Below are 26,884 nucleotides of genomic sequence, written 5' to 3' on the forward strand. Positions count from 1 at the left end.
GGTCGGGGGTCGCGGTCAGTCGGCCCGCTCGCGCCGCGCGGCGGGGGTCGGCTCCTGCCGGTCGGCGCCGAGTCGCGAGAGGCGGGCGGCGAGCGTCGGGTGCATCGAAAGCGAGAGGCGCGCGAGCGGTCCGGGGTCCGGGTCGTCGGGGAGGTGGCCCGCCTCCGCCAGCCGGGTCAACGCGTCGGCGAACGCGCCGCCGGCCGCCCGCGCCGCGAACGCGTCGGCGTCGAACTCGGTCCAGCGGGCGACCCGCGCGGAGAGGTACGCGAGCGGGAGCGCGAGCGCCGCGCCGGCCCACAGCCCCGCGGTCCCGTACAGCGTGGCGTCGACCGCCCACGCGACGGCGTACGCGCTGGGGACGCCCACCCGGAACGGGACGTGCCGGCGCGCGAGGTGGCCGTACTCGTGGCGGACGACCGCCGCCGCCTCCGCGGGCGCGAGCGCGGCGAGCAACCCGGTCGAGACGAACACGCGCCCGTCGCGCGACGAGAACCCCGCGGCGTACGCGACCACGCGGTCGTCGGCGTCGACGACGACCACCCGGTCGGCGGGCACGCCGACCGCCGCGACGGCGTCGGCGACGGGCGCGGGGAGGTCGCCGACCCGCTGGGTCCGGGCGGCGATCCGCGGCGCGATGCGGACGCCGAGAAAGCCCGCGACGATGAGCGTCCACAGCTCCCACCAGTCGAGCATCCACGCCGCGACCGCCTCCAGCGGCGCGAGCGGCACGCTACCCACGAACTCGCTCCTCCGAACGCGGGACGGCCGGCCGGCGAACGGGACGCTGGCGGGACAGCACGCCACGGAGTCGGTCACATCGCGTTGTATGTCTTTCCCCGCTCCGCCCGGCGGTCCGGCCGACCCGCCCGGTTCGGTCCCGAACTGCCGTTCGTGTGTCCGCCCGCGCGACCGGACCGGGGCTGGGCCGCGGGGGCGCCCGCGGCGGCGGACGGGGGCGGCCGCGGCGGGGGTTACGGCGGGTACGCCCCGACCGCCGGGTACGGCACGTCGTCGGGGCGGTCGGCGACCCACCGCACCGCGTCCGTCCCGTCGCCGCGGGGACGGGGGTCGCCGCGGTCGTACGCCGCCTCGAACACCACGACCAACCGGTGGAGCGACGGCCGGGAGGGCGCCGACTCGACCACCCGACGGGCGGTCAGAACGCCGGTGAGGGCGGCGTCGACGCCGGTCTCCTCGCGGGTCTCGCGGACCGCGGTCCGGGTCAGCGGCTCGCCCGACGCCTGCTCGCCGCCCGGCTCCGACCACCCGGTCTCGTCGTCGCGGCGGACCACGAGCGCCCGGCCGTCGTCGCGGCGGACCCACGCGCCCGCGGCGCCGACGGTGCCGGCGTCGAACCGCTCGCGGTCCCGGTCCCACGACTCCGGGTCGACCTCCCGAGCCGTCCGCTTGACGGGGAATCGACCCCACTCGTCGCGGAGACGGTCGAGTGCGTCCGCGACGGCCCCGCGTGACCCCTCCGATATCACGTCAGTAACTACCTCGCGCTCGTCCCCCGTAAGTGTTGGCGGGCCGACGTTCTGTGACCGGGGAGCGGGGCGATTCGAGCGCCGAACCCGAAGACGCAAGGTCGGTCGCGTCCAAGCGCGGCCATGGCAACAGCCGACGCGTCCGGACCGCTCCGGAGCGTGAAGGAGCACCCGCGCGCCACCGTCGCCGTGCTGTCGGTCGTCGGGTACGCGCTCGTCCTCGGGACGTTCGCGGGGGTCGTCCCCGGCTTCCCCACGCTGACCGAGGGAGAGGTGAACCTCCTCAGTCACGCCATCGCGGCCGTGAACGCGGTGACGACGGTGTCGTTGGTGCTCGGCTGGCGGTGGATCCGACGAGGCGAGGTGCGGAAGCACGCCGGCGCGATGAGCGCGTCGTTCGGGCTGATCATGCTGTTTCTCGTCCTCTATCTCACGAAGGTCGGCGGCGGTCCCGGCGAGAAACACATCGTCATCGAGTCGGGGATGTTCCTCGGCGCGTACGCCGACGCGGTGTACTGGGGGTACATCGGGATGCTCGCGGTCCACATCCTGCTGTCGGTGGTGTCGGTGCCGGTGGTGCTGTACGCCATCGTGCTCGGGTGGACCCACACGCCCGAGGAACTCCGGACGGAGACGCCCCACCGGCGGGTCGGCCGTATCGCCGCCGGGACGTGGATCCTCTCGCTCACGCTCGGGGTGGTCACCTACCTCATGCTCAACTGGGTGTACGGCTACGAGTTCGTCCGGGTCGCGGGGTAGGGGACCCGCCACCGGCCCGCCGAATCGACCCACGGCGGACGGCCGCCCACCCGCGGAACCGACCCGCGGGCGTTAAGTCCGCCGGGGGAGAACCGGGGACGATGAGCGACCTCCGGGTTGCGCTGACGGGCGACGACGCCGCGGTCCGCCGCCGCGTCGACGAGGCCGGGTGGACGGTCGTACCGTCGGACGCGCCCGACGCGGACGCGCTCGTGACGGTCGGCGAGCGGGCGCTCGTCGACGCCGCGCTGTCGGGACCGGCCGCGCCGCTGTTGCCCGTAGTGCCCGCCGACGCCGGCGCCGCCGAGGCGGCCGGGGGTCGTCACGCCGTCCGCGCGGCGGAGGTGGGCGCCGCGCTCGACGCGGTGGCGTCCGGCGACGCCGCCGCGGTCGACCACCCGGTGTTGGCCGTCTCCGACAGCGGCGAGCGGGTGGCGCGCGCGCTGTTCGACGTGAGCCTGATCACGAGCGAGCCGGCGGGCATCTCCGAGTACTCCGTCCGCGCCGACGACCGGCGGCTCGACGGCTTCCGCGCCGACGGGGTGGTAGTCGCGACGCCGCTCGGCAGCGCCGGCTACGCCCGTGCGACCGGCGGGCCGCTTCTCGAACCCGGCACGGGACTCGCGGTCGTCCCCGTCTCGCCGTTCGCCACCCGGTGGGACGCGCGCGTCGTCGACGGGCGCGTGCGCCTCCGGGTCGAACGCGACGACACCGAGGTGTCGCTGGTCGCCGACGACCGGGTCGTCCGGCCGGTGTCGCCGGCGGCGACGCTCGACGTGACCCCGGCGGGGAGCGTCGAACTGCTCGACGTGGGGCGCCGGTTCCCGCCGCGGCGGTAGCGGGCGGGGACGCCGCCGCGCGGATTGGAAAGCTACTAATGAGTCGTGGACCGAGGTGGAACCATGCAACCGCTACCGCTGGAGTTCCTCGTCCCGGTGGGGGCGCTGGAGTCCGTCGCGGGGCTCCTGCCGCTCGTCATCTTCGTGCTGGTGTTGGTGAACTTCGGGCTGCGGGTGCTCGCACAGCGCTCGTACGAGTCGGCGGCCGAGGAGGGCGACGACGACGAGGCGCTCTCGCGGTACCTCCCGCTCGAAGCCGTGAACGTCCTCCTGGTCCTGCTGTCGTTCGCGTACCTGGTCGTCCACCCGCACGCCGGGATGGTGCTGTCCGTGCTCGTGCTCGGGATGGTGCTGTCGGACTTCTTCGAGTACGAGGCCCGTCGGGTCGAGGCCCGCAACGGGATGGAGCTCGAACGCCCCAACAGTTCGATCGTGATGTCGGTGCTGGTGTTCCTCTACGCCGCCTTCGAGTCGGTGTTCTTCCTCATCCAGCCCTACTGGACGCAGATCATCTGAGGCGGCCGACCCGCCCTCCGCCCGGCCGGTCGTTCGGCCGTCGCGCCCCCGTTTTCGACCGTTACGTCTCCCCTCGGTCTCACGCCGTGTTCACCGCCGAGCGGCGGTCCGGCCCGGTCGCCCGCCCCCGTCGGTCGCCGACCGGGCGGTCGGCCGACGGGCGCCGGCCCCGACGACACGCGGCAACCGGCCCGCGGACCGCGGGCTTTTCGACGCCGCCCGCCCACGGTCGGGCGTGAGCGACACCGACACGACCCTCGTCGTCGGCGGCACCCGGTTCATCGGCCGGCACGTCGTCGAGGACCTGCTGGCGCACGGCTACGAGGTCACGACGTTCAACCGCGGCAACCACGAGAACCCGTTCGCGGAGGACGACGTCTCCCGGGTGGAGGGCGACCGCACGGACGAGACCGACCTCCGGACGGCGAAGCTGTCGGTCGAACCCGATATCGTGGTCGACTGCGTGGCGTACCACCCGGGCGAGGTGGAGACTGCGGTCGACGTCTTCGCCGACGTGGACGGCTACGTCTACATCTCGTCGGGGAGCGCGTACGCCGCCGAGGAGATACCCAAACGCGAAGGCGAGACGGCGCTGTGCGACTGCACCGACGAGCAGGCGACCGACGACTCCGACGGGACGTACGGCCCGCGGAAGGCCGAGGGCGACCGGGTCGTCGCGCGGGCGGCCGACGACGGCGTGAACGCGATGTCGGTCCGGCCGTGTATCGTCTACGGGCCGCACGACTACACCGAGCGGCTGGACTACTGGCTCGCGCGCGTCGACGCCCACGACCGGGTGGTGGTCCCGGGCGACGGCACCAACCTCTGGCACCGCGCGTACGTCGAGGACGTGGCGTCGGCGCTCCGGGTCGTCGCCGAGGAGGGGACGCCCGGCGAGGCGTACAACGTCGGCGACCGACGGCTGGTCACGCTCGCGGAGATGGTCGACCTGATAGCCGACGTCGCGGGCGCCGACTGCGAGGTGGTGCCCGCGAGCGACCGCGAACTCTCGACGGCCGGCCTCTCGTCGACCGACTTCCCGCTGTACCGCGAGTACCCGCACGTGCTCGATACGACCAAGCTGGCGTCGCTGGGGTGGGAGTCGACGCCGCTCCGGGAGGCGATGGAGCGGACGCTCGCCGAACACCGCGACTCCGAGCGCGACGGCCGCGAGCGTGGTCCCGACCGCGAGACCGAAGCGCGCGTGCTCGGCGTCCTCGATACGGTCTGAGCCGGGGCGACCCGCGGCGTCCGAGCGGCGGGCGGACGCGCCCGCTGTCAGCCGTGGTTGCCGTGGTTCGCGCCGAACTCGTCGGCGTCGTGTTCCATCGCGGTGACCTCCCCCTCCAGCCACTCGCGGAACCAGCGCACGCGCTTGAGCCGTTCGTGTGCGATCGACTCGGCGGTGTCGGACTCGACGCGCGCCGCGTGGTCCTTCCCGCGTTCGTACACCCGTTGGACCATCCGCGCGGCGTCCATGTGGGTGCGGGCCTCGTACCCCATCCGGAGCAGCATCAAGGCGGTACCGTTCGCACCGATCTTGTCGAGCAGGTCCGCCTCGATCAGACAGCGCGTCTCCAGCGGCAGGTCGCCGAGCGGACCCTGATACGAGTGCGCCTCGATCGCCGAACACACCGCCTCGACGAACGAGTCGGGGTAGTCGCCCTGCGAGGAGAGGAACTCGCGGGCGACCCGGGCGCCCTCGGCGGCGTGGGCGTCCTGTTCGGCCTCCAGTTTCGACACGTCGTGGAACACCGCCGCGACCCGCACCACGTCGGCGTCGCCGCCCTCGCGGTCGGCGATCCGCTCGGCGATGTCGACGACGTTGAGGATGTGGTTGAACCGGTACTCAGCGGAGTGCCACGGGTACCACCGCATCCGCCCGCCGTCGTCCTCGCTCTCGACCGAGGCGGCGAGGTAGCCGCGGACGAACCGCTTCATCTCGTCGAACTCCTCGTCGGGCACCCGCGAGCCCTTTATCTCGACGCCCACGGGCCCCACCTCCGTCGACGGTCGGAATCGGGATCGGAAGAGACGTGTGTCGTTCTCATTACGTGAACCGACGGGTGTTTCGTTCTTAGGCGTTACGACAATCCTAACGGTTCCTCGTTCGCGCGCGCGTGCGGTCGGCTCCGGGCCGGATCTATCGGCGGGCGGTCACGTCGACCCGACCGGGAACCGGCGCGCTCGCACGCTCGGTCGTCGGCCCGGGGGCAACGTGGGGCGACCGGCGCGCGGCCGCCCCCCGCGTCGGCGAGCGAACCGCTAAGTGCGCGCCGCTGCTCCCTCCGGACGTGACCGAGCAGCTCTACCTCGCGGACAGTTCCGTCCGGTCGTTCGAGGCGACCGTCGAGCGGACGCTCAACGACCGGGTGGTGCTCGACCGGAGCCACTTCTACCCGACCGGCGGCGGCCAGCCGCACGACACCGGGACGCTCGCGTTCGACGGCGGCGAGGCGGCCGTCACCGACGTAGCGAAGACGGACACCGTCTACCACACCGTCGACGGGCCGACCCCCGAGGCGGGGACGACCGTCCGCGGGGAACTCGACTGGGAGCGGCGGTCGGCGCACATGCGCTATCACACCGCCCAGCACCTGCTGTCGGCCGTCCTCCTCGACGAGTTCGACGCCGAGACGGTTGGCAACCAACTGTACGCCGACCGCGCCCGCCTCGACGCCAGCTACCCCAAGTTCTCCGAGACCGACCTCGCGGACGTGGAGGCGCGGCTGAACGAACTGGTCGACGACGACCTGCCCGTCCGCCACTACACGATGGAGCGCGAGCGGGCGGAGGCGGAACTCGACACCCAGCGCACCCGGATCGACCTGCTACCCGACTCCATCGCCGAACTCCGGATCGTCGAGGTGGGCGACCCCGACGACCCGTTCGACCGGACGGCGTGTGCGGGCACGCACGTCGCGGCGACGGGCGAACTCGACGGCGTCGAGGTGACCGGGCGGACCACCCAGGGGAGCGAGACGGAGCGCGTGACGTTCACGCTCGGGTGAGCGACCGCAGCCGCTCGGCGCCCCGCCCCGACTTTCGTTTCCGATATTTTGAGCCGAAGGGATATACGTCGGATCCCCGACCGGGCAGGTAGCGGCACAGGAGTGCGGACGAACGAATGCTCAACCCGAGCGAGTACGACCCGGAGGAACTGCGGGCGCTGACGGGAGCGGCGGCGCCGTCGCGCGCCGACGAGGGGGACGGGGAGACCCAGTGGGACTGGGTGACCCCGGCGGACTTCCTCGGCCGAGCGGAGGCGTGCGTGCGGGCGACGCAGATGGAGGACGCGTTCCTGCTTCAGGCGGCGGCCGGCGGCGCCGACCGGCCCTACCTCCCGGACCTTCCCGGTTCGGAGGTGGGGACGCGGTTGGTGCTCGACTGGCTGTCGTACCTCGTCGGCGTCGGCGGGCGGCCGAACGCCCGCGACGCGCTCGCGTTCTACCGGCGGGTCGACTGGCTCGGCGCCGACGCCGAACGGGCGCTGGCCGCCCACCTCGGCGGGTTCGCCCCCGGAGCGGGGAACCCGCTCGGCGTCGGTCACCACCGGACGAGCCTCCTGTTCGTCGCCCGCCTCGCCGCGCTCCGATAGCGACCACCAACGACCACGACTCAGAACCATGGCAGCAGAATCCAACTCCCCCGACAGCTTCGAATCGAACGGTCCCGCCCCCGTGGGCGTGAAACTCGGCTCCACGCGGACCGTGCTCCGGTACCCCGACGACGGCGACCTGCGGACGGTCCGCTCGCTCACCTGTCTCGCCACCTACGACGACGCCATCACCGGCGACGAGAAGGTGCTGTTCGGCGAGCAGGCCGCCGCGGAGTACCCCGACAGCGTCGAGTACATGCTCCGGTCGGGCCTCCCCGAGGACGACGACCGGGCGGCGCTCGCCGACCGGTTCTTCGGCGAACTCATCCGCGCGAACGCGGTGCCCGAGGAGTCGGTGGTCGTCTACGCCATCCCGACGATGGAGAACGACGCCGGCCTCCGGAACCTCACCGACGTCATCGAGAGCTCCGCCATCGGCGGCGCCGACATGCGCTCGTACCCCGAGTCGCTCTGCGGCGCCATCCCGGCGTTCGGCGACGGCGTTGAGGCCATCGACGAGGTGTTCGTCTCCATCAACATGGGGTCGACCAACCTCGAAGCGTGCGCGTACCGCCGCGGCGACCAACTCGTCCCCTTCTCGACGGGGTCGGTCACCGGCAACGACGTCGACCGTCGCATCGTCGCGAACGTCGAAGAGGAGACGCAAGGGCGCGTCCACGTCGACCTGACGACCGCCCGCGAGTACAAGGAGCGCCACGGCGACTTCGAGTCGTTCGAGCCGTTCTCGGACGTGATCCAACAGCCCGGCGGCGGCGCCCACGAGTTCACCATCGCCGAGTCCGTGATGGACGCGCTCGACTGGTACCTCGACGCCGCGGTCGACGAGGTGGCCAACGAGTTCCTCCCCGAACTCGCGAACGACTACATGAAGCCCTACCAGCTCGCGCTCGACAACTCCGTCGCGCTCACCGGCGGGATGGCGTGCATCCCCGGTCTGCCCGAGGAGTTCGAGCGCCGCCTCTCGGCGGAACTCGACCGCGACGTCTCGGTGGTCGCGCCCGACGAGCCGGACCTGGCGGCCGCCGAGGGCGCCCGCCGCATCGCCGAACGGCTCGCCGGTCGCTGACCCGGAGCCGACTCAGAGCCGGCGGAGCGACGACCCGCCGCGGGGGGACGTTCTGCCGCGGGCGGACGGCTCGTCGCGGACCGGCGAGACGCCCCGGGCGGGCGCGACGCCGCGGTCGGCCGCCGCACCCTCGGCCGTCCCGGTCGGGAGGGTCACGTCGAGCGTGTACTCGCCGGACCCGACCGTCGTCGTGGCGGCGTCGACCAGTTCCTGCTCGTCGGCGGTGTCGAACGAGAACTCCCCGCCGGGCAGCGTGTACGACACCAGCGACAACTGGAGTTCACACCCCTCCGCGACGGTGAACGCCACCGACGCCGTCCCGTCGCTCACCGCGATGGGGTCGGACGAGACACAGTCGCGTATCTCCGAGGGGAGCGAGTTGATCCACGTGTCGCGTGTGGTGACGCCGTCGGCGTCGCCGTTGACGTACTGGATCAGCCGCTCCTGCCGGCCGTAGAAGTCGTCGTCGCTCTCGCCGAGCGTCTCGTTCGGCTCACCGACCACGAAGTCGACCTGGTAGGGGACGACAGTCTCGCCGCCCTCGCCGGGAACCTCGTCGATGGGGAACTCCTCGCCGCTCAGCGGGATGTCGAAGTAGCTCTCGGCGTCGACCGACGAGAGCTGGGGGTCGTCGGCGAGCGCCTCGAACGTCTCGAGGAAGCCGACGCGCGACGCCTCGACCTTCTGGCCGTACGCGCGCGACCCGACGGAGCTCGACTGGCCGGATATCTCGTACAGCATCCCGGCGGCGTTCGTCCGCGGGCAGAGCGCGTCGAGGTACGACCCCCACAGCGTCGCGTAGCCGTAGCGGGTGACGGTGTCGAAGTCGTCCCACGGGTCGGTGACCTCCGCCAGGCGGTCGTGGACGAGGCGGTTGAGCCGCAGCGAGCGCTCGCTCGTCTCGCGGTCGATGAACGGGTTGACCGCGTCCGCGACCGGTCCCTCGCCGTCGTAGAACGGCGCCTGGTCGAGATACGACGGTCCGAACGCCGCCATGACGCTCATGATCGACGGCTCGGGCGGCTCCGACCCCGGGTCGGTCGGGATGCCCTGGTGGTGGTGCGTGATGGCGTAGTCGGGGTCGGCGCGCAGGAACGAGCGGGTCACCGCGCGCACCTCGGGCGTGAGCCGGAGCCCGCTCGCCGACAGCGTGTGCCCCTCGTAGGGCATGTCGAGCTGCCACGACGTCTCGCCGTCGCCCTCCGAGCCGCTCCACCAGTCGGCGGGGAGGAACCCGTCGTCGTCGCGGAACCGGTCGAGGTCGGACCGGAGGTTGAAGTCGCGATTCATGTCGTAGCCGCTCGGTTGGCCCTCGGAGCCGTAGTGGTAGTACGGCTCGTGCCGCGAGTCCCCTCGCTCCCACGGCTGGGTGTTCTGACGCCTGGTGAGTCGTTCGAGGTCGTCGTCGCCGTCGAGGTCCTCGCCGTACATCGCCCCGTCCGGGTTCATGCGGGGGACGATCGTGATGCTCAGTTCGTCGAGGACGTCCTCGTAGCGGTCCGGTTCGGCGGTCATCTGCCGGAGGGCGACGAGGATGCCGTCCGTCCCGGCGGGTTCGTCGCCGTGGATCTGCGTGATGAGGTGGACGTTCGTGTCCCCCTCGCCCAACTGTACCTCCCAGACCGGCGCGCCGAGTCCGGCCGACTCGCCGATCTGACTGACCGTGATCAGGTCGCTCTGGTCCAGCAGGGCCAGTCGGCGCTCCAACTGCTCGTTGGTCAGGTACGCGTTCGGGTTGACCGGTGCCTCTTCGTCGCTCTCCTGTGCGGTGACCGCCGGGAGACCGGTGGTCGCCGCGGCCAGGCCCGTCGCCGTCGTGAGGAACTGTCTCCGTCTCATGTGGTACTCGTCGACACGGTCGGTGTCGACGCCGGCTAACCTTCCGCCCTCCCATTCAATGTACGCCTACCAGCGATCCGCTCCATCCGTCCGGGGATACCCCCCGGTTCCGGGGAAACGCACGCTCGTTCGGGGTGCGCCCGCCGATCGCCGACCCGTCGGGAGCGACCCGCGTGGGCCGACCCGGCGCCGTCGCCGGTCGACCCGCCGGACGACCGGCCGCTGGAACGGCCACACGACGGGTTACCGAGTTCGGGTGGTAACTACCCGCATGATTACGGTACTGTTTCGGCCGGGGCGTACCGGCTGTGTATAACTATTACCCAACTGACGAACCCGCCCCTAGGCGTTCGGCCGACGGTCGGACGTCACCCACACCATGAGACGACGTGACTACGTGCGACTACTCGGTGGAACAGGAGCGGCGGCGGGACTCGGACTCGCCGGAACCGGCGTCGGCGCGGCGGCGGAGCCGTGTTACTATCAGGTCGACTTCGTGGCGGGTGAGGTGGAGGAGCAACTCGGCGAGAGCGACGACGACTTCTACGGCGCCCAAGAGCGGCTGATACAGTACGCGCTCGGCGAGGGGAGTGAGGTGACCCACCGCGACACGTGGATCAACTCGCTCGACACCGAGACGCGGCGGGCGGTCACGTCCGACCCCATCGCGGTGGAGGGCGGGACGGCATCGGTGTCGTTCACCGTCGCCGACGGCGCGGAGCTCTCACTGTCGCTCGCGGTGTACTCGATGCCGGCGTCGACGTTCAGCTTCGACACCGCCGACGACCAGGAACTGACCGACTCGGCCACCGGCACGTTCGGTCCCGGCGAGCACACCCTCGAAGTCACGCTCCCGTGTGAAGACGGCGGCGAGGAGCGCGTCGAGTGTCCGGTCGACCCCGCCGAGGTGACGGAGTCCGACCTGGTCGACCTGTTGAGCGTCGAGTCGTCGTCGTTCCCGGAGGTGTCGGTGTTCGCGCGCGTGCTGACCGACGCCGGCGACGCGGGCGACCTCCCGGCGGACGCCTTCGAGGTCTGTGAGAGCGGCTACGTCCAAGACGCCTCGGTGTCGTCGTCGACCACCGGCGGCGGCGGCGCGGCGGACATCGTGTTCGTCCTCGACGACACCGGGAGCATGGGGTCGTTCATCGAGGGCGTGCTCGACAACATCCGTACGTTCGCGAACGACCTCGACTCCGGCGACATCGACAGCCGCTACGCGCTGATCACGTTCAAGGACGACGTCGAACTCGACCAGGAGTTCACCGGCGACGTGGCGACCCTCGAAGCCGCTCTCGACGACGTGGTCGCAAGCGGCGGCGGCGACTTCCGCGAGAACGACTTCGAGGCGGTCGAGCGCGCGACCGAACTCGACTACCGGCCGGGTGCCCAGCGGGTGGTCGTCGACATCACCGACGCGGCAGCGCAGGTCGACGACCCCGACGCGTACTCCAACGACGAGAGCGTCACCGACCTCACGATGGCGGACGTCGAGAGTCTGCTCGCGGGGTACACGTACATCGCCGTCTCGCGCGACTTCAGCGAGGAGTACGGCGACTTCTACGACGACTACTACGGCGACGGCGACAAGCAGGTGCTCGCCGAGAACGTCGGCGGGACGTGGATCGACCTCGACAGCCCCGACTTCAGCGCGGTGCTCGAAGAGATCAGCGGTATCCTGACCTCGACGTACACGCTGACGTACACCGCCGCTACCGACGGCGACGCCGAGCGGACGGTGCTGGTGCGCGTCGAGGACCCCGTCGAGGGAACCCTCTATCGGACGCTCACGTACACGGTGCCGTCGTAAGCTAAGCCCGGACCGGGAGCGCGCGGCCGGACGGGGCGCTTTCGCCCCGTCGCCGCCGTCCCACGCCGGGCAGGCGGCGGCCGTCGCGACCCGCCGGCCGGCGGCTACCCTACAGTTCGCCGAGTTTGCGGAGCAACTGCCCGCGGTAGCGCTCGTCGGCGGTGACGCCCTTGAGTTCGAGCACGTTCCGTTCGAGTTTGTCGAGCGCGACGTGGAACGCGTGTTCGGAGCCGTACCCCTCGCCGGACCCCGCGACCTGGCCGTGGGTGGTGCGGAGGCGGATCTGCGCTTGGATCAGCGGCGTGCCGCGGAGCTTCTCCTTGTGTTCGTGAAACCGGACGTGCGCGTGGAGCACGCGCATCTCCTGGTACTTGCCGGACACCTGCGTGATCGACTCGCGGATGTCCTCGCGGGAGATCGTATCCAGGAGGTCGACGTTCGTGATCTGGACGTCCATCGCGTCCTCCTCGGTGAACGTGAGCGCGCGGAGCACGTCGGTCTTGGTGACGACGCCCATCACGAGGTCGTCGTTCTCCTCGGGGGTGACGACCAGCCCGTTGATATCCTCGCTCAACATGGTCTCGACCGCCTCCCGGACCGACATGTCGACGGTGGTGGTCAACACGGGGCTGCTCATCATGTCGTACACCGGCAGGTCGAGCAGGCGGTCGAGGTCGCCCGACCGGTCGCCGCGGCCCTGGCGGTCGTTGTCGCGGACGACGAAGTCGACGATGTCGTGGGTGGTGAGGATCCCCGTCAGCCGGCCGTCGTCGTCGACGACCGGGAGCCGCGAGATGCCGTGTTCGCGCAGCCGGTTGATCGCTTGCCCCACCCGGGAGTCGTCGGCGATGGAGATGATGTCGTCCGTGTAGATGTCGTCGACGTCGAGCGCGTCCAGGTTCTCGAGGACCGCCTCGAGGATGGCGTCGGCCGTCACGATCCCGTACAGCTTCGACCCCTCGTAGACGGGGGCGACCTTCACGTTCCCCTCGACGAGCACGCGCGCCACCTCGCGGACGTCCTCGTGGAGGTCGACCTCGGGGGCGGCCTTCATCAGCGCCGCCGCCTTGGTGTCGTCCTCGATGCGCGACCGGACGAGGTCGCGCTCCCCGATGACCCCCGCGTACTCGCCGTCGTTCATGACGACGACCCCCTTGGGACGCTCGCGGTCGAACAGCGAGCGGATCTTCCCGAGTCGTTCGCCAGCCTCGACCTCGACGAACTCCGGTACGGCGATATCCTCGATGTCCATAACTCTCCGTGATGGTACGCCACCCCGCGTCTTGAAGGTTGGTCCGACTCCCGGCGACCGGGAGCCGTCGAAACCGCCGCCGTCCCGCGGCCGTCCCGGGTCGGGTGCGGCAGCCGCGGGCGGGGCTACCGCTCGCGCGTGACGCCGATTTTCCGCATCTCGCCGCGGGTTCGGGGGTGGGACCCGCCTTCCGCCCTCTCTCCGGACCCGATCGTCGAGCGTGTCTCCGAACGGGGGAGCGACCCGGGAGCCGTCCACCCGGTCCACCCGCGGGCGACGCCGACGCTCGCGGGATACGAGGTCACGGCCAGTCGCAGACACTCGTCGTTTAGTTCAGTTAGTCGTCGCAGACGTGATTTCGATAGTCCTACGCTCCAGTGAAATTCGGGGGACCGGAACGAGCAGAGACGGCAGTAGCCGGACGAGTAGCTACGGGACTATCGATCGGGGGATCGTTCACCTCCAACGCGTGGTAGCGAACACACTCGGCGTTCGTCTCGGCCGTCACGGACGCACGTTTCTTTCCGCGGGCGAAACGTTGAGGTTTCCGGTACTGAATCCTCGTACGAGCTCCCCATGTCCACGCCGCACGCCGACGACTTCGACCCGCTGGAGACCACTGTCGCGGAGATTCACGACGCCATGGCGGCCGGCCGCGTCACCAGCGAGGCGCTGGTCGACCGCTACCTCGCTCGAATCGACGCGTACGACCCCGAGTTGAACGCGGTGCTCGTGGCCGACGAGACCGCCCGCGAACGCGCCCGCGACCTCGACGAGCGGTTCGAGACCGAGGGGCTCACCGGGCCGCTCCACGGCGTGCCCGTCCTTCTCAAGGACAACCACGACACCCGCGACCTGCCGACCACCGCGGGGTCGGTCGCGCTCGCCGACTCCCGGCCGCCGCGCGATGCGTTCGTGGTCGAACGGCTCCGGGCGGCCGGCGCGGTCGTCCTCGGCAAAACCAACCTCCAAGAACTGTCGTTCGGCGTCGACACGGTCAGTTCGCTCGGGGGTGCGACCCGGAACGCGTACGACCTCGACCGCCGACCCGCGGGGTCGAGCGGCGGGACCGCGGCCGCGGTCGCCGCCAACCTCGCCGCGGTCGGCACCGGCTCGGACACCTGTTCGTCGGTGCGCTCGCCGCCCGCGTTCAACGACTGCGTGGGCGTCCGCCCCACCCGGGGGCTGGTGAGCCGGACCGGCATCGTCCCGCTGAGCGGCACCCAAGACACCGCGGGACCCATCGCTCGGACCGTCGGCGACGCCGCGCGCGTCCTCGACGCGATGGCGGGGTACGACCCCGCGGACCCGGTGACCGCCCGCGGCGTCGGCCGCGTCCCCGACGACGGCTACGCCGCCCACCTCGACCCCGACGGGCTGGCGGGCGCGCGAGTCGGCGTCGTCCGGTCGCTGTTCGGGCGCCGCGACGACGACGGGACGACCGGGACCGACGCCGCGGCCGTGACCCGCGTGGTGGACGACGCGCTCGCGGAGATGGCGGACGCGGGCGCGACCGTGGTCGACCCGGTCGACCCGGTCGACCTCGGCCGGCTAGAGAGCGCGCGCGTCCTCGGATTCGAGTTCGCGCGCGACTTCGACCGCTACCTCGCCGAACTCGGCGACGCCGCCCCCCACGACTCGCTCGCCGCCGTCTACGCCACCGGCGAACTGGAGCCCTCGGTCGCCGAGCGGTTCGAGGGGGCGGATATCCTCGACGTCGACGCCGAGGCGCTCGACTCGAACCCGGCGTACCTCAGACGCCTCCGGCGGCGCGAGGAGTTGCGCGAGGAGGTGCTCGCCGCGATGGCCGACGACGACCTCGACGCGTTGGTCTACCCGCCCTCGCGGGTGCCGCCGGTCGCGCTCCCCGACCACCAGCCGTTCGCGGAGATGAACTGCGAACTCGCCGCCCACACCGGCCTGCCCGCCATCGTGCTCCCCGCGGGATTCACCGACGACGGGCTCCCGGTCGGGGTGGAGCTACTCGGTCGAGCGTTCGCGGAGCCGCGGCTGTTCGAGTTGGGTGCCGGCTTCGAGTCCGCGACAGCACACCGCCGGCCGCCCGAGCGGTTCGGACGGCTGGCGGAGTGCCCCGACTCCGCGTGAGGAGTCACGGACGGTCCGCCCTCGCGGCCGGATGGCGACCCGCGACCCCGGCGGGACGGACCGGGGCGACCTCGCGCGACCGCCGCGGCGGCAGCCTCCCGTGTCGGCCGTGGGGACGGGGGCGCCGCCGCCGTGGAAGCGGCGCGACTCGGTGGACCGCCCGCCACACCTACGGCTCCCGTTCCGACCGCGACGCGTCGCGGTCGGCGGGCGTGCTCACCGTCATCACCGGGGCCGGCGAGTCCCGAACCACCCCTTCGGCGACGCTGCCGGTCAGGTAGCGCTCCAGCCCGGTCCGGCCGTGCGTGCCCATCACGACGAGGTCGACGGCGTGGTCGGTCGCGTAGTCGACGATCCGCTCGTCGGGGTCGCCCTCCAGTACGTCGACCACGAGTTCGACGCCCGCGTCGGCGGCGCGGCTCCGGATCGCGTCGAGCGCTTCGCGACTCCGCGCCTCGCCGAGTTCCTCGAGGACGTCGCGGACCTCGACTTTCGAGACCGCCAGCGCGCTCGTTCCCGTGTCGATGACGAACACCGCGTGCAGCGTCGCGCCGTACGTCGCCGCGAGGTCGAGCGCGTGGGCGGCCGCGGCCGCCGCGTGGTCGCCGCCGTCCGTCGGGAGGAGGATCCGGTCGTACATCTCAGAGCACCCCGAATCCGAACTGGGCGTACGGCCAGAAGTAGTACACGGCGACCCCGACGACGACCCCCGGGATCGTGGTGTAGATGGTGGCGACGATGGCGGCCTTCGTATCGATCGCCAACAGCGGGAACAGCGCGTCGCCGTCCTGGCTGATCGCGTTCGCCACCAGCGCCGAGAAGGGGACCGCCTCCTCGAGCGCGTACAGTTGCGCGAACACGATGTGGGCCGCACAGCCGGGGATCAGCCCGAGCGTCGCACCCGCGATGGGCGCCCACACGCCGGCCGCGTTCGCGAGCGCGGCGATGTCGAACCCGAAGACGAGGAGACCGTACTCGTAGAGGAGGTAGCCGGCGATGACCCACACCGTGACCATCGCGGTCTCCGTGGCGGCGTGCTGGAACGTCTTGTAGACGCTGCCGAACGAGTCCGGCAGGCGGCCGGTCTCCCCCTCGCCGATGTAGTGGCGGCCGACGAAGTAGAGGTAAAACGACAGCGTGGTGCCGACGAGACCCGCGACCGTGAACAGCCCGTCGTACGTGGGGGCGACGACCCACGCGGGTTCCTCCGCGCCCCGGGCGAGGTACAGCACGCCCGCGACCAGCGCGCCCGCGAGGACGACCCACCAGAGGACGTGGACCGCGTGACTGAGACGTTCGAGCAGTCGCGACTCGGGGAGGTAGCCCGGCGTGTCGCCGCCGTGGTCGTGAGCGTGGTCGTCGTCGGGCCGTTCGTAGTCGGGGACGCTCGGTCCCCCCTCGGCGACGCTCGCGGTGGCGAAGCCGCCGTCGGTCATCGGGCGGCTCATCCGGTCGACCGCGTCGTCGACCCAGCCCACGCCGAGTCCGAACAGGTCGATGGCGTAGCCGAACAGCACCGCGGCGACGAACGCCAGCCCGTAGGCGTACAGCGCCGCCTCCGGCGCGAGCGCGAGGATGATGAACGCGGAGTCGCCCGCCGTCGCCGCCAGCGCCGCGACGACGGTGCCGAAGCTCACCGTCCCGCGGATGTACAGCGGCATCGCGACGATGGCGCCGCCACAGCCGGGCGTCAGCCCGAGGAGCGCGCCCGTGAGCGGTTGGGCGCGTTCGTGCTCCTCCAGCCACCCGGTGAGCCGCCCGTCGAACGCGTACTGGACCAGGCTGAACAGGAGGACGGTCGCGCCCACGAACCCCGACACCTGCACGAACCCCTCCCGCCAGGAGCCGATCAGGATGTCGAGGACCTCCTGGACGGTGGGACCGAACGTCCCCGCCGGTAGCTGTAGCGGGGTCACGACGCCACGCCTCCCCGCCGACTGCGACGCGCCGAACCGAGGGACCGCACGGAGCGAAGCCTGCCACTCATTCTCACCCGTGTGTGGTGGCTCGAATTGCATAACAGTTGCTACCGAAGCAAAAATTTAGAGTCTTCTAATTCGGGTCGCGTCGCGGTGGTGTTCGGGTGCGACGGGAGCCGTCGGCTCGGAGCGTGTTTCGCGCGGCTCGGGCCGGATTCGAATCGACTAAAACGTCGTGTGATCGGGTCGAACGGTGGGCGGTACGGTCTCGGCTCCTCACCGTGCGTCGTCTCGGAGCCGAGGGGGGCGGATTCGAACCGCGGTCGTTTCGCTCGCTGGCGCTCGCTCCACTCCCTGCTTCGAATCCGCCACCCCGCCCCGGCGACGCGGCTCGTCGCTACGCTCCTCGCGATGCGTCGCCTCAGAACTGGGTCGGGGCGGATTCGAACCGCCGGCCTGCTCCGTGTGAAGGAGCCGTCATAACCGGACTAGACCACCGACCCGCACAGCGACGTAGCCCGCTCCGAAACTTAACCCTTCCCTTCTCCGAGCCCCGGCCTCAGTACGTCGGCTCCTCCTCGGGTTCGCCGTCGCGCGCGTTCACCAGCCGCGCGGCGGTGAACAGCGCGTCCGAGAGGCGATTCAGGTAGCGGACCGCCTCGCCGTTGACCGGTTCGTCGTCCGCGAGCGCGACCGACCGCCGCTCCGCCCGGCGGACCACCGCGCGCGCGTGGTGGAGTTTCGCCCCGCTGTCGCTCCCCGTCGGGAGGACGAAGCTCCGAAGCGGCTCCAACTCCTCGTCCATCGCGTCGATCCAGCCTTCGAGTTCCTCGACGTGGGCCGCGCGGACGACCGGCGCGTCGTCGGCGTCGGGGTTCGGGTCGGGGTTGGCGAAGTCCGCCTGGACGACGTGGAGGCGGTTCTGCACCTCGCGCAGTCGCTCGTCGACGTCGTTGTACCCCGTGGGTCGGACCGTCCCCACGAGCGCGTTGGCCTCGTCGACGGTGCCGTACGCCTCGATGCGCGGGCTGGTCTTCGACACGCGCGAGGCGTCCCGCAGGTCGGTCTTCCCCTCGTCGCCGCGGCCGGTGTAGATTGGCATCCGACTCAGGCGAGCGTCCGGTCGATGTACTCGAGGATGTTGGCCGACTCGTTCATCGTCACGCCGTGGTCGTCGTCGACGAGGACGGGCACGCCACGCTGGCCGCTCACCCGCTTCACCTCGTTCCGCTCGGAGTGGAGCGGCTCGGTCCACTCAGTCTCGTACTCCAGGTCGTTCTCCTCCAGTGCGTCGTGCACCTTCTCGCACCACGGACAGCCGTCGAGCGCGTACAGCGTCAGCGACATACCCGCCCGTTGTGTCGCCGCGGGCAAGTAGCTTCGCCCCTCCGCGCTCCGACCGACCGACGGCGACCCGACCCGCGACCGCGAGCCGCTCCGATTATCAATCCCGGCGACCCACGCGGATGATTTATCTACGGGAAGACGAACTCTCCGGTAGATGTCATCAGACCGTCGAGGGGGGGCGGCGGCGACGATCCCGGAGGCCGACGAACTGCGCGACCGCGACCTGCCGCGGTCGGTCGAACGACTCGTCGATATCTACGACGACGCGCTGGGGTGTCGCGACCGCTACATCTGGGGGTGGCTGGACGCGACGCTGCCGACGTTCGGACTCGACTGCGTCCCGCCGGACCGCCGCGAACTCACGAACGAGGGGCGACTCCTCGTCTCGCTGTACGTCACCATACTGAACGACCTGTCGGATCGCAGGGACGACCACACCGCCTTCGAGGCGGCGGCGCGCGTCCCGGCGGACGGCCGACCCGAGACGGGGAGCGACGCCGACGACCCGGCCGTCCGACTCGCGGCCGCGGCGTGGGAGACGCTCCTCACGCGACTCAGCGACGCCCCGCGGTTCGAGGCGTACCGGGAGACGCTCGAAGCGAACCTAGCCGCGACCGCGGACGCACAGCGGCACACCGCCCGCACCGCCGACGACCCGACGCACGCGGACTACGAGGAGTGTCTGGCCGAACAGTCGCCGACGATGTGCATGGACGCGCTGGCGACGGTCGACCTGATCTGTTCGCCCGGCTTCGACCCCGCGGACGAACCCGCGGTCCGCGAGGCGGTTCGCGCCGTCGAACCGCTCGGCCGGATCGGTAACTGGCTGACGACGTGGGAGCGCGAACTCGCGGAGGGTGACCTCGCCAACGGCGTCGTCGTCCGGGCGGTCGAGTCGGGCGCCGTCTCGCCCGCGCAGGTGGAGCGCGCGCGGACCGACCCGGAGTTCCGCCCGACGTTCCGCGACCTGGTCCACGGGTCGGGGGTCGAACGCGCCATCGGCCGCGACTGGCGCCGCCGGTTCCGCCGCGCGAACGAGACCGACTGGGACGCCGACTCGGTCGACCTCGACACCTACGTGGCAGCGATGGACACCGTTCGGACGCACCACGACGCGAGCCACGGCTACAAGTAGCGCGGCGATCCGCACCACGTCCTCATTTATGATACTTTGAGGGTGAGTGTTTAGACGCTCGGCCGACTCGATCGGTCGAATGAACGGGACAGCGCCGGAGGACGCGGGGATCACCGAACGGGAGCGACGGACGGTCGACGGCGGTGCACTGGCGGCGTCGATCGGGCTCGACGACGCTGAGATCGCCTGGCGCAAGCGGTTCACCGGGTTCGACCGCGAGGACGCGCGGCGGCTCGGGTCGATGGACGACCTGTTCGAACGGATCTCGGACGGACTGGTCGAGGACTTCTACGACACCATCCACGCACACGACGAGACCACCGCGATCCTCGGGCGGTCGGACAAGCCGATGGCCGCGCTGAAGCGGTCGCAGGCCGCCTACCTCCGCGACCTCGGGAACGGGACGTACGACCGGGACTACTTCGAGCGGCGCGCGCGGATCGGAAAGATCCACGACATGCTCGACTTGGGACCGAAGATCTACCTCGGCGCGTACGCGGTCTACTACGAGGGGATCGTCGAGGCCATCGCCGACGACGTGAAGGCGGAGTACGACGACGAGGAGGCGAGCGAGGGGAGCCAGGAGGCGGTTGCGGCCGCGGTCGACGACGTGGTCGAGCGGACGATGTCGGTGCTCCGTCTGCTCAACCTCGACCAGCAGGTGGCGATGGACACGTACATCGAGTCGTACAGCGCGCGCGAGGAGGAGTACGAACGCCAGCAGCGCGTCGTCTCCGAGGTTCACGACACCGTCGACGACCTCCAGACGCAGGCGGCCGAGGTGGCCGAGAGCACCGACCACATCAGCGACATCGCGCGCGAACAGGCCGAAGGCGCCCGCGAGGCGGCCGACGAGGCGGCCACCATGTCCGCGAGCGTCGAGGAGGTGGCCGCCACGGCCGAGCAGGTGGCGTCGACCAGCGCCGCCGCCGAGGACCTCGCCGAGGAGGGCCAGGCGTCGGCGGTCGACGCGATCGACGTGATGGAGGAGGTGGGCGACGCGGCCGACACCGTCGCCACGGACGTCGACCGCCTCCGCGAACGGGTGGGCGAGATCGACGAGATCGTCGACGTGATAGAGCGGATCGCCGACCAGACCAACCTGCTCGCGCTCAACGCCAACATCGAGGCGGCGCGAGCGGGCGAGGCCGGCGAGGGGTTCGCCGTCGTCGCCGAGGAGGTGAAGAAACTCGCCGAGGACTCACAGCGACAGGTGAGCGAGGTCGAGCACACCATCGAGGAGATCCGAACCGACACCCGCGAGACGGTCGAGAGCCTCGACCGGACGCGCGAGCGGATCGACGACGGCGTCGACCGGGTCGACACCACGATGGAGAAACTCGACGGGATCGTCGACCTCGTCGCCGAGACCGCCGACGGGATCGAGGAGGTGTCGGCCGCCGCCGGCGACCAGGCGTCGACCACCGCCGAGATCACCTCGATGGTCGAGGCGGTCTCGGAGCGCGCCGACGGGATCGGCGCGGAAACCGAGGCCGTCGCCGCCGCCAACCGGGAGCAGGCCGACGCGGTCGAGGGGATCGGCGACACCGTCGGGAGCCTGCTCGACGCGGACGACGCGGGCGACACGGACGATGCGAGCGACGCGGACGCCCGGAGCGCCGGCGGTCGCGCGCCCGCTGCCACCGACGGCGGGGTCGGCGACCGCTCGGCCCGGTAGGCGCGGACGGGCGGGCCGAACGGACGGGGGAGCCGGACCGTCCGCGACCGCGGCTACTCGGCGCGGTGCCGCTCGAACGCCTCCCGGAGGCCGTCGTCAAGCGGGGTCGGCCGGCCGTCGTCGTCGAGTGCGACCTGGACCGACTCGGCGGTGGCGACCCGCTCGCCGCCCGCGCGGAGGTCGTAGGCGAACGTCACGCTGGAACTGCCGACGTCGGTCACGTCGAGCGAGACGGTCACGTCGTCGAGCGAGTCGACCGGCCGCTCGAACTCGATGGAGAGCGACGCGAGCACCGCCCGCGACTCCTCAAGCTTCCGTCCCACCTCCTCGCGGAAGAAGTCGATCCGCGCCTGTTCGACGTACGTCGCGTACACCGCGTTGTTCACGTGCCCCATCGTATCGAGGTCGCGGTACCGGGGTCGAACGGTCGTCTCGAACGTCACGTCCGCCCCTCGTCGGCGGGGGGTTTTGCTGTACCGCTCCGTCCGCGCGCTCGCGCCACCCCGAGCGCCCGCCGGCCCGCGACCGCCGAGAGGTACAGCGCGGTCACGCCGACGCCGACGACGAGCGCGTCCGCGGGCGTCGAGAGGAGGCCGAGCGCGACGATGAGCGTCGTCGCGCACGCTGGCGTGTGACGCACGCGAGCGGCCGCCGTTCCGGCGGTCGTGAGTCCGACCGCACACACCGCGCTGACCGCGAGCCGCGCGGCCGCAGGGTCGGCCGGCGGGTGGGCCGCGAGCGCGAACGCGCCGCCCGCGAGCGCGTGATACGAGACGAGTCCCGCGACCACCCCCACCGCGTGGCCGCCGAGCACCCGGCTGGCGGTGGTCGACTCCGCGTCGGTCGCGAGGACGTACGCCGACGGACCGAGACTGGGGAACACTAGCGGGCGACCGGTGACCCACGCGAGCGCCCCCGCGACCGCGAGGAGCGCGCCGGCTCCGACCGACTCGACGGCGATACGGCGGCCGCTCGACACGCCGACGGGTCGGCCCGCCCGGGTCAAGAGCGCGTCGGTCCGGCGACGGCCCGGTCACCGCCGCCGCGACCGGGCCGAGTTGGGACCGCCGAACGCGAGAGACCGGGGTGAACCGGAGTGTTGAAACCCCGCGCGACCGCACGCGGTGGTATGAGCCTCGAGATGGAACACGACTGTCCCGTCTGCGGCGGCGAGGAGACGTTCTGGCGGAGCGCCAGCATGGAACTCCACCTCGGCGAGAAGTCCAAGTGGCGGTGTGCGGAGTGCGACTACGGCTTCATCCTGATCGACGACGGCGCCGACATCGACTCGTCGCGCGCGGACGCCTGAGCCGGCGCCGGGGCGCTCGGCCGTCACCGTCCGCGACCCGACCCGCTCTCGACCCGGCGAGCCGTCGGGCCGGCGCGCGAACGGCCGTCACATATTACGTCAGCTAGACACAACTACCGGTCACACCATGCCCGACAACCCCCAGAAGCAGCCGAGCGACGAAGTCGACGAGAACCAGATCCAGCAGTCGAAGACCGAGGGCGAGGCGTACCAGACCTCGGTGTCGTACATGGCGAACACCGTCGCCCACGACGGCGGCAAGAAGCAGGCGGGCGAGTACGTCGTCGGCTACGCCCAAGAGGAGGCCGAAGGAATGTACGAACTCGTCGACGAGGGCGAGTTCGAGTTCGTCGAACCCGACGACGAGAACTGCCACCTGGAGGTCGTCGTCGCCGACGCCGGCGACAAGCGGTTCGTCCCGGACTGCGGCGTGAGCGCGACGCTCGAACGCGACGGCGAGGAGCACGGCCCGTTCGACCTCCAGTTCCTCTGGCACCCCGGCGTCTACCACTACGGGTCGAACGTCGAACTGCCCGACAGCGGCGAGTACGACCTGCACGTCACGGTCGAACCGCCGACGTTCATGCGCCACGACGAGCAGAACGGCGACCGCTACGGCGAGACGGTCGAGGTCACGTTCGAGTCGGTCGACGTCGAGACCGGTCAGGGCTGACGACGGCACGGCTGTTCCGGGCGTCGCGCCCCCGACGGCGGGGACGCGCGTCGCGACGCCGAACCAGCGGACCGAAACGCCCGTAGTGGCGGAGGACGACCCTCCGCGCATGGCCCGTCAGATCCTCGTTCCGTTGGACGACTCCGACCAGTCGACAGCCGCGCTCGAACACGCCCTCGACGTCTACCCGGACGCGGATTTCGTCCTCCTCCACGTCGTCAACCCCGAGCGGTGGATCTCCGCGGGCGACGAGGAGGAGGGCGACGTCTACTACTCCTCGGAGTTGGAGGAGACGGTCAAGCAGGCGGCCGACGACATGCTGACGGAGACGGCCGACTCCGTCCGCGAGATGGGCGTGGAGGTCGAGGCGGTCCAGGTGCTCGGCCAGCCCGCGACCGGGATACTGGAGTACATCGACGAGAACGACGTCGACGGCGTGGTGATGGGGAGCCGCGGCCGGACGGGGCTCGACCGCCTCCTGCTCGGCAGCGTCGCCGAACGGGTGGTGCGGCGCTCGCCCGTGCCCGTGACCGTGGTCCACTGAGCCGGGCACCGAACGGCGGAACCCGGGCGCCTACTCGTTACTCGTCGGCCGTCGACCCCGCGTCGGCGAGCGCGTGCCACGACAGCCGCGGGTCCCGCGCGGCGCTCGTCTGGTCGATGCGGCGCGCGGCCGTCTTCCGCGGCGCGTCCGCCAGCGCCCCCTCGGAGTCGGCCGCGGCGGCGTTGAACGCGGCCGCCAGGTCGTCGAGCGAGGCGCGGCTCTCCGCCTCCGTCGGCTCCGTCAACATCGCCTCGGGCACCATCTCGGGCCACTTGGTCGTCGGCGGGTGGACGCCGTAGTCGAGCATCGCCTTCGCCACGTCCGCGGCGTCGCGGTCGCCCGCGGTCGCCGCGAACTCGTGGTGGAACGGCCCGTACGGCACGTCGAACGCCACCCGCTCGGCCAGGTAGTTGGCGTTGAGCACCGCCTTCGCGCTGGCGTCGAGCAACCCCTCGTCGCCGAGGCGGTGGATGTACGCGTACGCCTTCACGAGCACCAGCCAGTTGCCCGCGAAGCCGTGGACCTTCCCGATGCTGCGGGCGGGGTCGAACAGTTCGTAGTCGCCGTCGTCGGCTTCTCGCACACGCGGCCGCGGGAGGAACTCGGCCAACTCCGAGACGACGCCGACCGGTCCCGCGCCGGGACCGCCGCCGCCGTGGGGCGTCGCGAACGTCTTGTGGACGTTGTAGTGCATGATGTCGAACCCCATGTCGCCCGGCCGGGCGCGCCCCAGCAAGGCGTTGAGGTTCGCGCCGTCGTAGTAGAGCAGGCCGCCCGCCCGGTGGACGATATCCGCTATCTCCACGATGTCGCGCTCGAACAGCCCCACCGTGTTGGGGTTGGTGAGCATCAGCGCCGCGGTGTCGTCCGAAACCGCCGCCTCCAGCGCCTCCACGTCGACGCGGCCGTCCTCGCCGGAGGGGAGTTCGACCACGTCGTACCCCGCCATCGCGGCGGTGGCGAAGTTGGTGCCGTGCGCCGACGCCGGGACGATCACCTCCGAGCGGTCGTTGCCGTTGCGCTCGTGGTACGCCTTCGCGACGGTGATGCCGGTGAACTCGCCGGCCGCGCCCGCCGGCGGCTGGAGCGTCACGGCGTCCATCCCGCCGATGTCCGCGAGGTACTCCTGGAGGCCGTAGAGGAGTTCGAGCGTCCCCTGGACCGTCTCGGGGTCGCGGTCGGGGTGGACCGCGGCGTTCGGGTCGGCGGCGACCGTCTCGGTGAACGTGGGGTTGTACTTCATCGTACACGACCCCAGCGGGTACGGCCCGGAGTCGACGCTCCAGTTCATCTGCGACAGCCGGGTGTAGTGGCGCGCGAGTTCCGGCTCCGACGGCGCCGGGAGTTCCAGCGAGTCGCGCGTCAACTCGTCGGGGAGCGCGGACCCCTCGCCGGGGTCCACCTCGGCCGCCCGCTTCTCCGACAGCAGCGGCTCGTTCCGCTCGTCGTCGCCGTACCGCGCCTGGTCGTAGTTCACGCGAGACACCCCCGTGTCGAGCGTGAAGTAGACCGGACCGCGGTCCGGACGTGGTTCACGCGAGCCACCTCCGTGTCGAGCGTGAAGGAGACCGGATCACGGTCCGGGCGTGGTTCACGCGAGCCACCCCCGTGTCGAGCGTGCGCGCCGAACGCGGTTCGGCGACGGTCATGCGGCCCCCTCGAACGCGTCGACGAACTCGTCGGTCTCCCCGGCGTTGAGGTCGGTCACGCACACCTGTAGCCGGTGGTCGTCGAGCGTGTGGACCGCGAACCCCCGACCCCGGAGGTCGTCGGCGACCGCGGGCGCGGGCCGGTCGGTCCGGACGACGAACTCGCGGAAGTGGTGGCGGTCGGCGAGCGGCGCCGTCACGCCGCCGATGTCGTCGAGGTCCGCGGCCAACTCGCGGGCGTTCCGGACGCAGTCCTCCGCGAGGTCCGCCAGCCCGCGGGGGCCGAGCCACGCGAGGTGCATCGCGACCCGGAGCGCGACCCACGCCTGGTTGGTGCAGATGTTGCTGGTCGCCCGCTCCTTCCGGATGTGCTGTTCGCGCGTCTGGAGCGTGAGCGTGAACGCCCGGCGGCCGTCGGCGTCCTCGCTCGCGCCGACCAGCCGCCCGGGCACCTGCCGGAGGTACGACTCCCGGCAGGCGAACAGGCCGACGCCCATCCCGTAGCTCGTCGGCAGCCCGAGCGACCCCGCCTCGCCGACCACCACGTCCGCGCCGACGGCCGCCGGCTCCCGGAGGAGGCCGAGCGCGACCGGGTCGGTGCCGAGACAGAACAGCGCGTCGTGGTCGGCCGCCAGGTCGCCGACCGCGTCGAGCGACTCCTCGATGGCGCCGGTGACGGTGGGGTTCTCGGCGTAGACGAGACAGACGTCGCCGTCGAGACGCTCGGAGAGCGCGTCCACGTCGACGTTGGCGTCGTCGTACGGGTACGTCTCGACCGTCAGACCGGCGCCGTCGACGTAGTTGTCGAGCGTGCCGCGCTTGCCGTCGCGCAGGTCCTCGGGCACCAACAGCGTCGACCCGGTTGTCTCGCGGACCCGGTCGGCGAGCAGCGCCGCCTCCGCCAGCCCGGTCGCGGCGTCGTACATCGAGCAGTTGGCGACCGGCAGCCCCGTCAGGTCCACCAGCATCGACTGGTACTCGAACAGCGCCTGGAGGAACCCCTGGGTGATCTCGGGCTGATACTGGGTGTAGCTGGTGAGGAACTCCGAGCGCGACGAGAGGTCGTCGACGACCGCCGGCACGTAGTGGCCGTAGTGGCCGCGGCCGAGGAACTCGGTCAGGTCGTCGTTCCGGCCGAGCGTGTCCGCGAGGTCGGTCACGACGGTTCGCTCGTCGCGCGTCGGGATCCCGAACTCGCCGTCGAACGCCACCTCGTCGGGGACGTCGAACAGGTCCGCCTCGGTTTCGGCCCCCACGACGTCGAGCATCGCCGCCGTCTCGGCGGGCGTGTGCGGGGCGAACGGCGACCCGTCGTCCCGCCGGCTCATCGTCCC

At 71.4% G+C, this 26,884-nt stretch carries 27 protein-coding genes and 1 tRNA gene; 14 read left to right on the forward strand and 14 right to left on the reverse strand.

The annotated features are described in order from the left end of the window. Window positions 1-15 precede the first annotated feature (15 nt). Both K933_RS04815 and K933_RS04820 read right to left on the reverse strand, forming a co-directional pair. The gene (locus tag K933_RS04815; RefSeq protein ID WP_152529749.1) at window positions 16-741 is read right to left on the reverse strand and encodes a M48 family metalloprotease; all 726 of its coding nucleotides are present in this window, start codon (window positions 739-741) and stop codon (window positions 16-18) included. A 233-nt stretch (window positions 742-974) separates the two neighbouring features. After that, on the reverse strand, window positions 975-1,490 hold the full coding sequence (locus K933_RS04820) for an NUDIX hydrolase (RefSeq protein ID WP_023393564.1): 516 nt from the start codon (window positions 1,488-1,490) through the stop codon (window positions 975-977). Between the two features lie 123 nt (window positions 1,491-1,613). Here K933_RS04820 and K933_RS04825 point away from each other — a divergent pair, with 123 nt between their 5' ends. The 4 genes from K933_RS04825 to K933_RS04840 all read left to right on the forward strand — a co-directional run bounded on the left by K933_RS04825 (window position 1,614) and on the right by K933_RS04840 (window position 4,835). Beyond that, window positions 1,614-2,249: a DUF420 domain-containing protein gene (locus tag K933_RS04825; protein ID WP_049947602.1), complete on the forward strand. Its 636-nt coding sequence runs from the start codon at window positions 1,614-1,616 to the stop codon at window positions 2,247-2,249. A gap of 101 nt (window positions 2,250-2,350) precedes the next feature. Further along, window positions 2,351-3,088 carry an NAD(+)/NADH kinase gene (locus K933_RS04830; RefSeq protein WP_023393566.1) on the forward strand — a complete coding sequence of 246 codons (738 nt, stop codon included), beginning with the start codon at window positions 2,351-2,353 and terminating at the stop codon, window positions 3,086-3,088. A 63-nt stretch (window positions 3,089-3,151) separates the two neighbouring features. After that, complete coding sequence (locus tag K933_RS04835) at window positions 3,152-3,604, forward strand: DUF7313 family protein (RefSeq protein WP_023393567.1); 453 nt, start codon at window positions 3,152-3,154, stop codon at window positions 3,602-3,604. A gap of 235 nt (window positions 3,605-3,839) precedes the next feature. Then, window positions 3,840-4,835 (forward strand): NAD-dependent epimerase/dehydratase family protein, encoded by a 996-nt coding sequence (locus K933_RS04840; protein ID WP_023393568.1) that lies wholly within the window; start codon window positions 3,840-3,842, stop codon window positions 4,833-4,835. Between the two features lie 47 nt (window positions 4,836-4,882). Here K933_RS04840 and K933_RS04845 read toward each other — a convergent pair whose 3' ends face one another. Next, window positions 4,883-5,596, reverse strand: coding sequence for an HD domain-containing protein (locus K933_RS04845; protein WP_023393569.1), 714 nt, complete (start codon window positions 5,594-5,596; stop codon window positions 4,883-4,885). A gap of 302 nt (window positions 5,597-5,898) precedes the next feature. On the opposite strand from K933_RS04845, the gene K933_RS04850 reads away from it, so the two are divergent. The 3 genes from K933_RS04850 to K933_RS04860 all read left to right on the forward strand — a co-directional run bounded on the left by K933_RS04850 (window position 5,899) and on the right by K933_RS04860 (window position 8,289). Then, window positions 5,899-6,615, forward strand: a complete 717-nt coding sequence (locus K933_RS04850; protein ID WP_023393570.1) for an alanyl-tRNA editing protein — start codon at window positions 5,899-5,901, stop codon at window positions 6,613-6,615. A gap of 116 nt (window positions 6,616-6,731) precedes the next feature. Continuing rightward, on the forward strand, window positions 6,732-7,202 hold the full coding sequence (locus K933_RS04855) for a FlaD/FlaE family flagellar protein (RefSeq protein ID WP_023393571.1): 471 nt from the start codon (window positions 6,732-6,734) through the stop codon (window positions 7,200-7,202). A 28-nt stretch (window positions 7,203-7,230) separates the two neighbouring features. After that, a complete protein-coding gene (locus K933_RS04860) occupies window positions 7,231-8,289 on the forward strand; it encodes a rod shape-determining protein (RefSeq protein WP_049947603.1) in 1,059 nt (352 codons plus the stop codon). Between the two features lie 12 nt (window positions 8,290-8,301). Here the strand turns inward: K933_RS04860 and K933_RS04865 are convergent, their stop codons facing one another. Further along, the gene (locus tag K933_RS04865) at window positions 8,302-10,128 is read right to left on the reverse strand and encodes a M14 family zinc carboxypeptidase (protein WP_023393573.1); all 1,827 of its coding nucleotides are present in this window, start codon (window positions 10,126-10,128) and stop codon (window positions 8,302-8,304) included. Between the two features lie 379 nt (window positions 10,129-10,507). Between K933_RS04865 and K933_RS04870 the strand changes: the two genes are divergently transcribed. Continuing rightward, window positions 10,508-11,938, forward strand: a complete 1,431-nt coding sequence (locus tag K933_RS04870; RefSeq protein ID WP_023393574.1) for a VWA domain-containing protein — start codon at window positions 10,508-10,510, stop codon at window positions 11,936-11,938. Window positions 11,939-12,047: 109 nt separating this feature from the next. Here K933_RS04870 and K933_RS04875 read toward each other — a convergent pair whose 3' ends face one another. Next, a complete protein-coding gene (locus K933_RS04875; RefSeq protein ID WP_023393575.1) occupies window positions 12,048-13,190 on the reverse strand; it encodes a CBS domain-containing protein in 1,143 nt (380 codons plus the stop codon). A gap of 576 nt (window positions 13,191-13,766) precedes the next feature. Here K933_RS04875 and K933_RS04880 point away from each other — a divergent pair. Next, the gene (locus K933_RS04880) at window positions 13,767-15,296 is read left to right on the forward strand and encodes an amidase (protein WP_023393576.1); all 1,530 of its coding nucleotides are present in this window, start codon (window positions 13,767-13,769) and stop codon (window positions 15,294-15,296) included. A gap of 169 nt (window positions 15,297-15,465) precedes the next feature. Here the strand turns inward: K933_RS04880 and K933_RS04885 are convergent, their stop codons facing one another. From K933_RS04885 to K933_RS04905, 5 genes are all read right to left on the reverse strand, one after another. Then, window positions 15,466-15,936 carry a universal stress protein gene (locus tag K933_RS04885; protein ID WP_023393577.1) on the reverse strand — a complete coding sequence of 157 codons (471 nt, stop codon included), beginning with the start codon at window positions 15,934-15,936 and terminating at the stop codon, window positions 15,466-15,468. Window position 15,937: 1 nt separating this feature from the next. Then, window positions 15,938-17,212 (reverse strand): putative manganese transporter, encoded by a 1,275-nt coding sequence (locus tag K933_RS04890; RefSeq protein WP_023393578.1) that lies wholly within the window; start codon window positions 17,210-17,212, stop codon window positions 15,938-15,940. Window positions 17,213-17,643: 431 nt separating this feature from the next. After that, window positions 17,644-17,718: transfer RNA gene (locus K933_RS04895), tRNA-Val, on the reverse strand. 56 nt (window positions 17,719-17,774) lie between these two features. After that, on the reverse strand, window positions 17,775-18,317 hold the full coding sequence (locus tag K933_RS04900; RefSeq protein WP_023393579.1) for a cob(I)yrinic acid a,c-diamide adenosyltransferase: 543 nt from the start codon (window positions 18,315-18,317) through the stop codon (window positions 17,775-17,777). A 5-nt stretch (window positions 18,318-18,322) separates the two neighbouring features. Next, on the reverse strand, window positions 18,323-18,562 hold the full coding sequence (locus K933_RS04905) for a glutathione S-transferase N-terminal domain-containing protein (RefSeq protein ID WP_023393580.1): 240 nt from the start codon (window positions 18,560-18,562) through the stop codon (window positions 18,323-18,325). A gap of 154 nt (window positions 18,563-18,716) precedes the next feature. Between K933_RS04905 and K933_RS04910 the strand changes: the two genes are divergently transcribed. Next, window positions 18,717-19,697 carry a terpene synthase family protein gene (locus K933_RS04910; protein WP_023393581.1) on the forward strand — a complete coding sequence of 327 codons (981 nt, stop codon included), beginning with the start codon at window positions 18,717-18,719 and terminating at the stop codon, window positions 19,695-19,697. Between the two features lie 79 nt (window positions 19,698-19,776). Next, window positions 19,777-21,375 (forward strand): globin-coupled sensor protein, encoded by a 1,599-nt coding sequence (locus tag K933_RS04915; RefSeq protein WP_023393582.1) that lies wholly within the window; start codon window positions 19,777-19,779, stop codon window positions 21,373-21,375. Window positions 21,376-21,428: 53 nt separating this feature from the next. On the opposite strand, the gene K933_RS04920 is transcribed toward K933_RS04915, so the two are convergent. Then, window positions 21,429-21,818, reverse strand: coding sequence for an acyl-CoA thioesterase (locus K933_RS04920; RefSeq protein ID WP_023393583.1), 390 nt, complete (start codon window positions 21,816-21,818; stop codon window positions 21,429-21,431). Further along, window positions 21,815-22,354: an HPP family protein gene (locus tag K933_RS04925; RefSeq protein WP_023393584.1), complete on the reverse strand. Its 540-nt coding sequence runs from the start codon at window positions 22,352-22,354 to the stop codon at window positions 21,815-21,817. The genes K933_RS04920 and K933_RS04925 overlap by 4 nt, the downstream gene beginning before the upstream one ends. A gap of 150 nt (window positions 22,355-22,504) precedes the next feature. Between K933_RS04925 and K933_RS04930 the strand changes: the two genes are divergently transcribed. From K933_RS04930 to K933_RS04940, 3 genes are all read left to right on the forward strand, one after another. Further along, on the forward strand, window positions 22,505-22,684 hold the full coding sequence (locus K933_RS04930) for a DUF7838 family putative zinc beta-ribbon protein (RefSeq protein WP_023393585.1): 180 nt from the start codon (window positions 22,505-22,507) through the stop codon (window positions 22,682-22,684). A gap of 127 nt (window positions 22,685-22,811) precedes the next feature. Continuing rightward, on the forward strand, window positions 22,812-23,357 hold the full coding sequence (locus K933_RS04935) for an iron transporter (RefSeq protein ID WP_023393586.1): 546 nt from the start codon (window positions 22,812-22,814) through the stop codon (window positions 23,355-23,357). 109 nt (window positions 23,358-23,466) lie between these two features. After that, entirely contained in the window at window positions 23,467-23,901 is a 435-nt protein-coding gene (locus tag K933_RS04940; protein WP_023393587.1) for a universal stress protein, read from the forward strand. 37 nt (window positions 23,902-23,938) lie between these two features. On the opposite strand, the gene gcvPB is transcribed toward K933_RS04940, so the two are convergent. After that, complete coding sequence (gene gcvPB / locus K933_RS04945) at window positions 23,939-25,378, reverse strand: aminomethyl-transferring glycine dehydrogenase subunit GcvPB (RefSeq protein ID WP_023393588.1); 1,440 nt, start codon at window positions 25,376-25,378, stop codon at window positions 23,939-23,941. 168 nt (window positions 25,379-25,546) lie between these two features. Next, window positions 25,547-26,878 carry an aminomethyl-transferring glycine dehydrogenase subunit GcvPA gene (gene gcvPA / locus K933_RS04950; RefSeq protein WP_023393589.1) on the reverse strand — a complete coding sequence of 444 codons (1,332 nt, stop codon included), beginning with the start codon at window positions 26,876-26,878 and terminating at the stop codon, window positions 25,547-25,549. Between the last annotated feature and the right edge of the window lie 6 nt (window positions 26,879-26,884).

This window comes from Candidatus Halobonum tyrrellensis G22, from assembly GCF_000495475.1.
In the GTDB taxonomy this organism is placed as follows: Archaea; Halobacteriota; Halobacteria; order Halobacteriales; family Haloferacaceae; genus Halobonum; species Halobonum tyrrellense.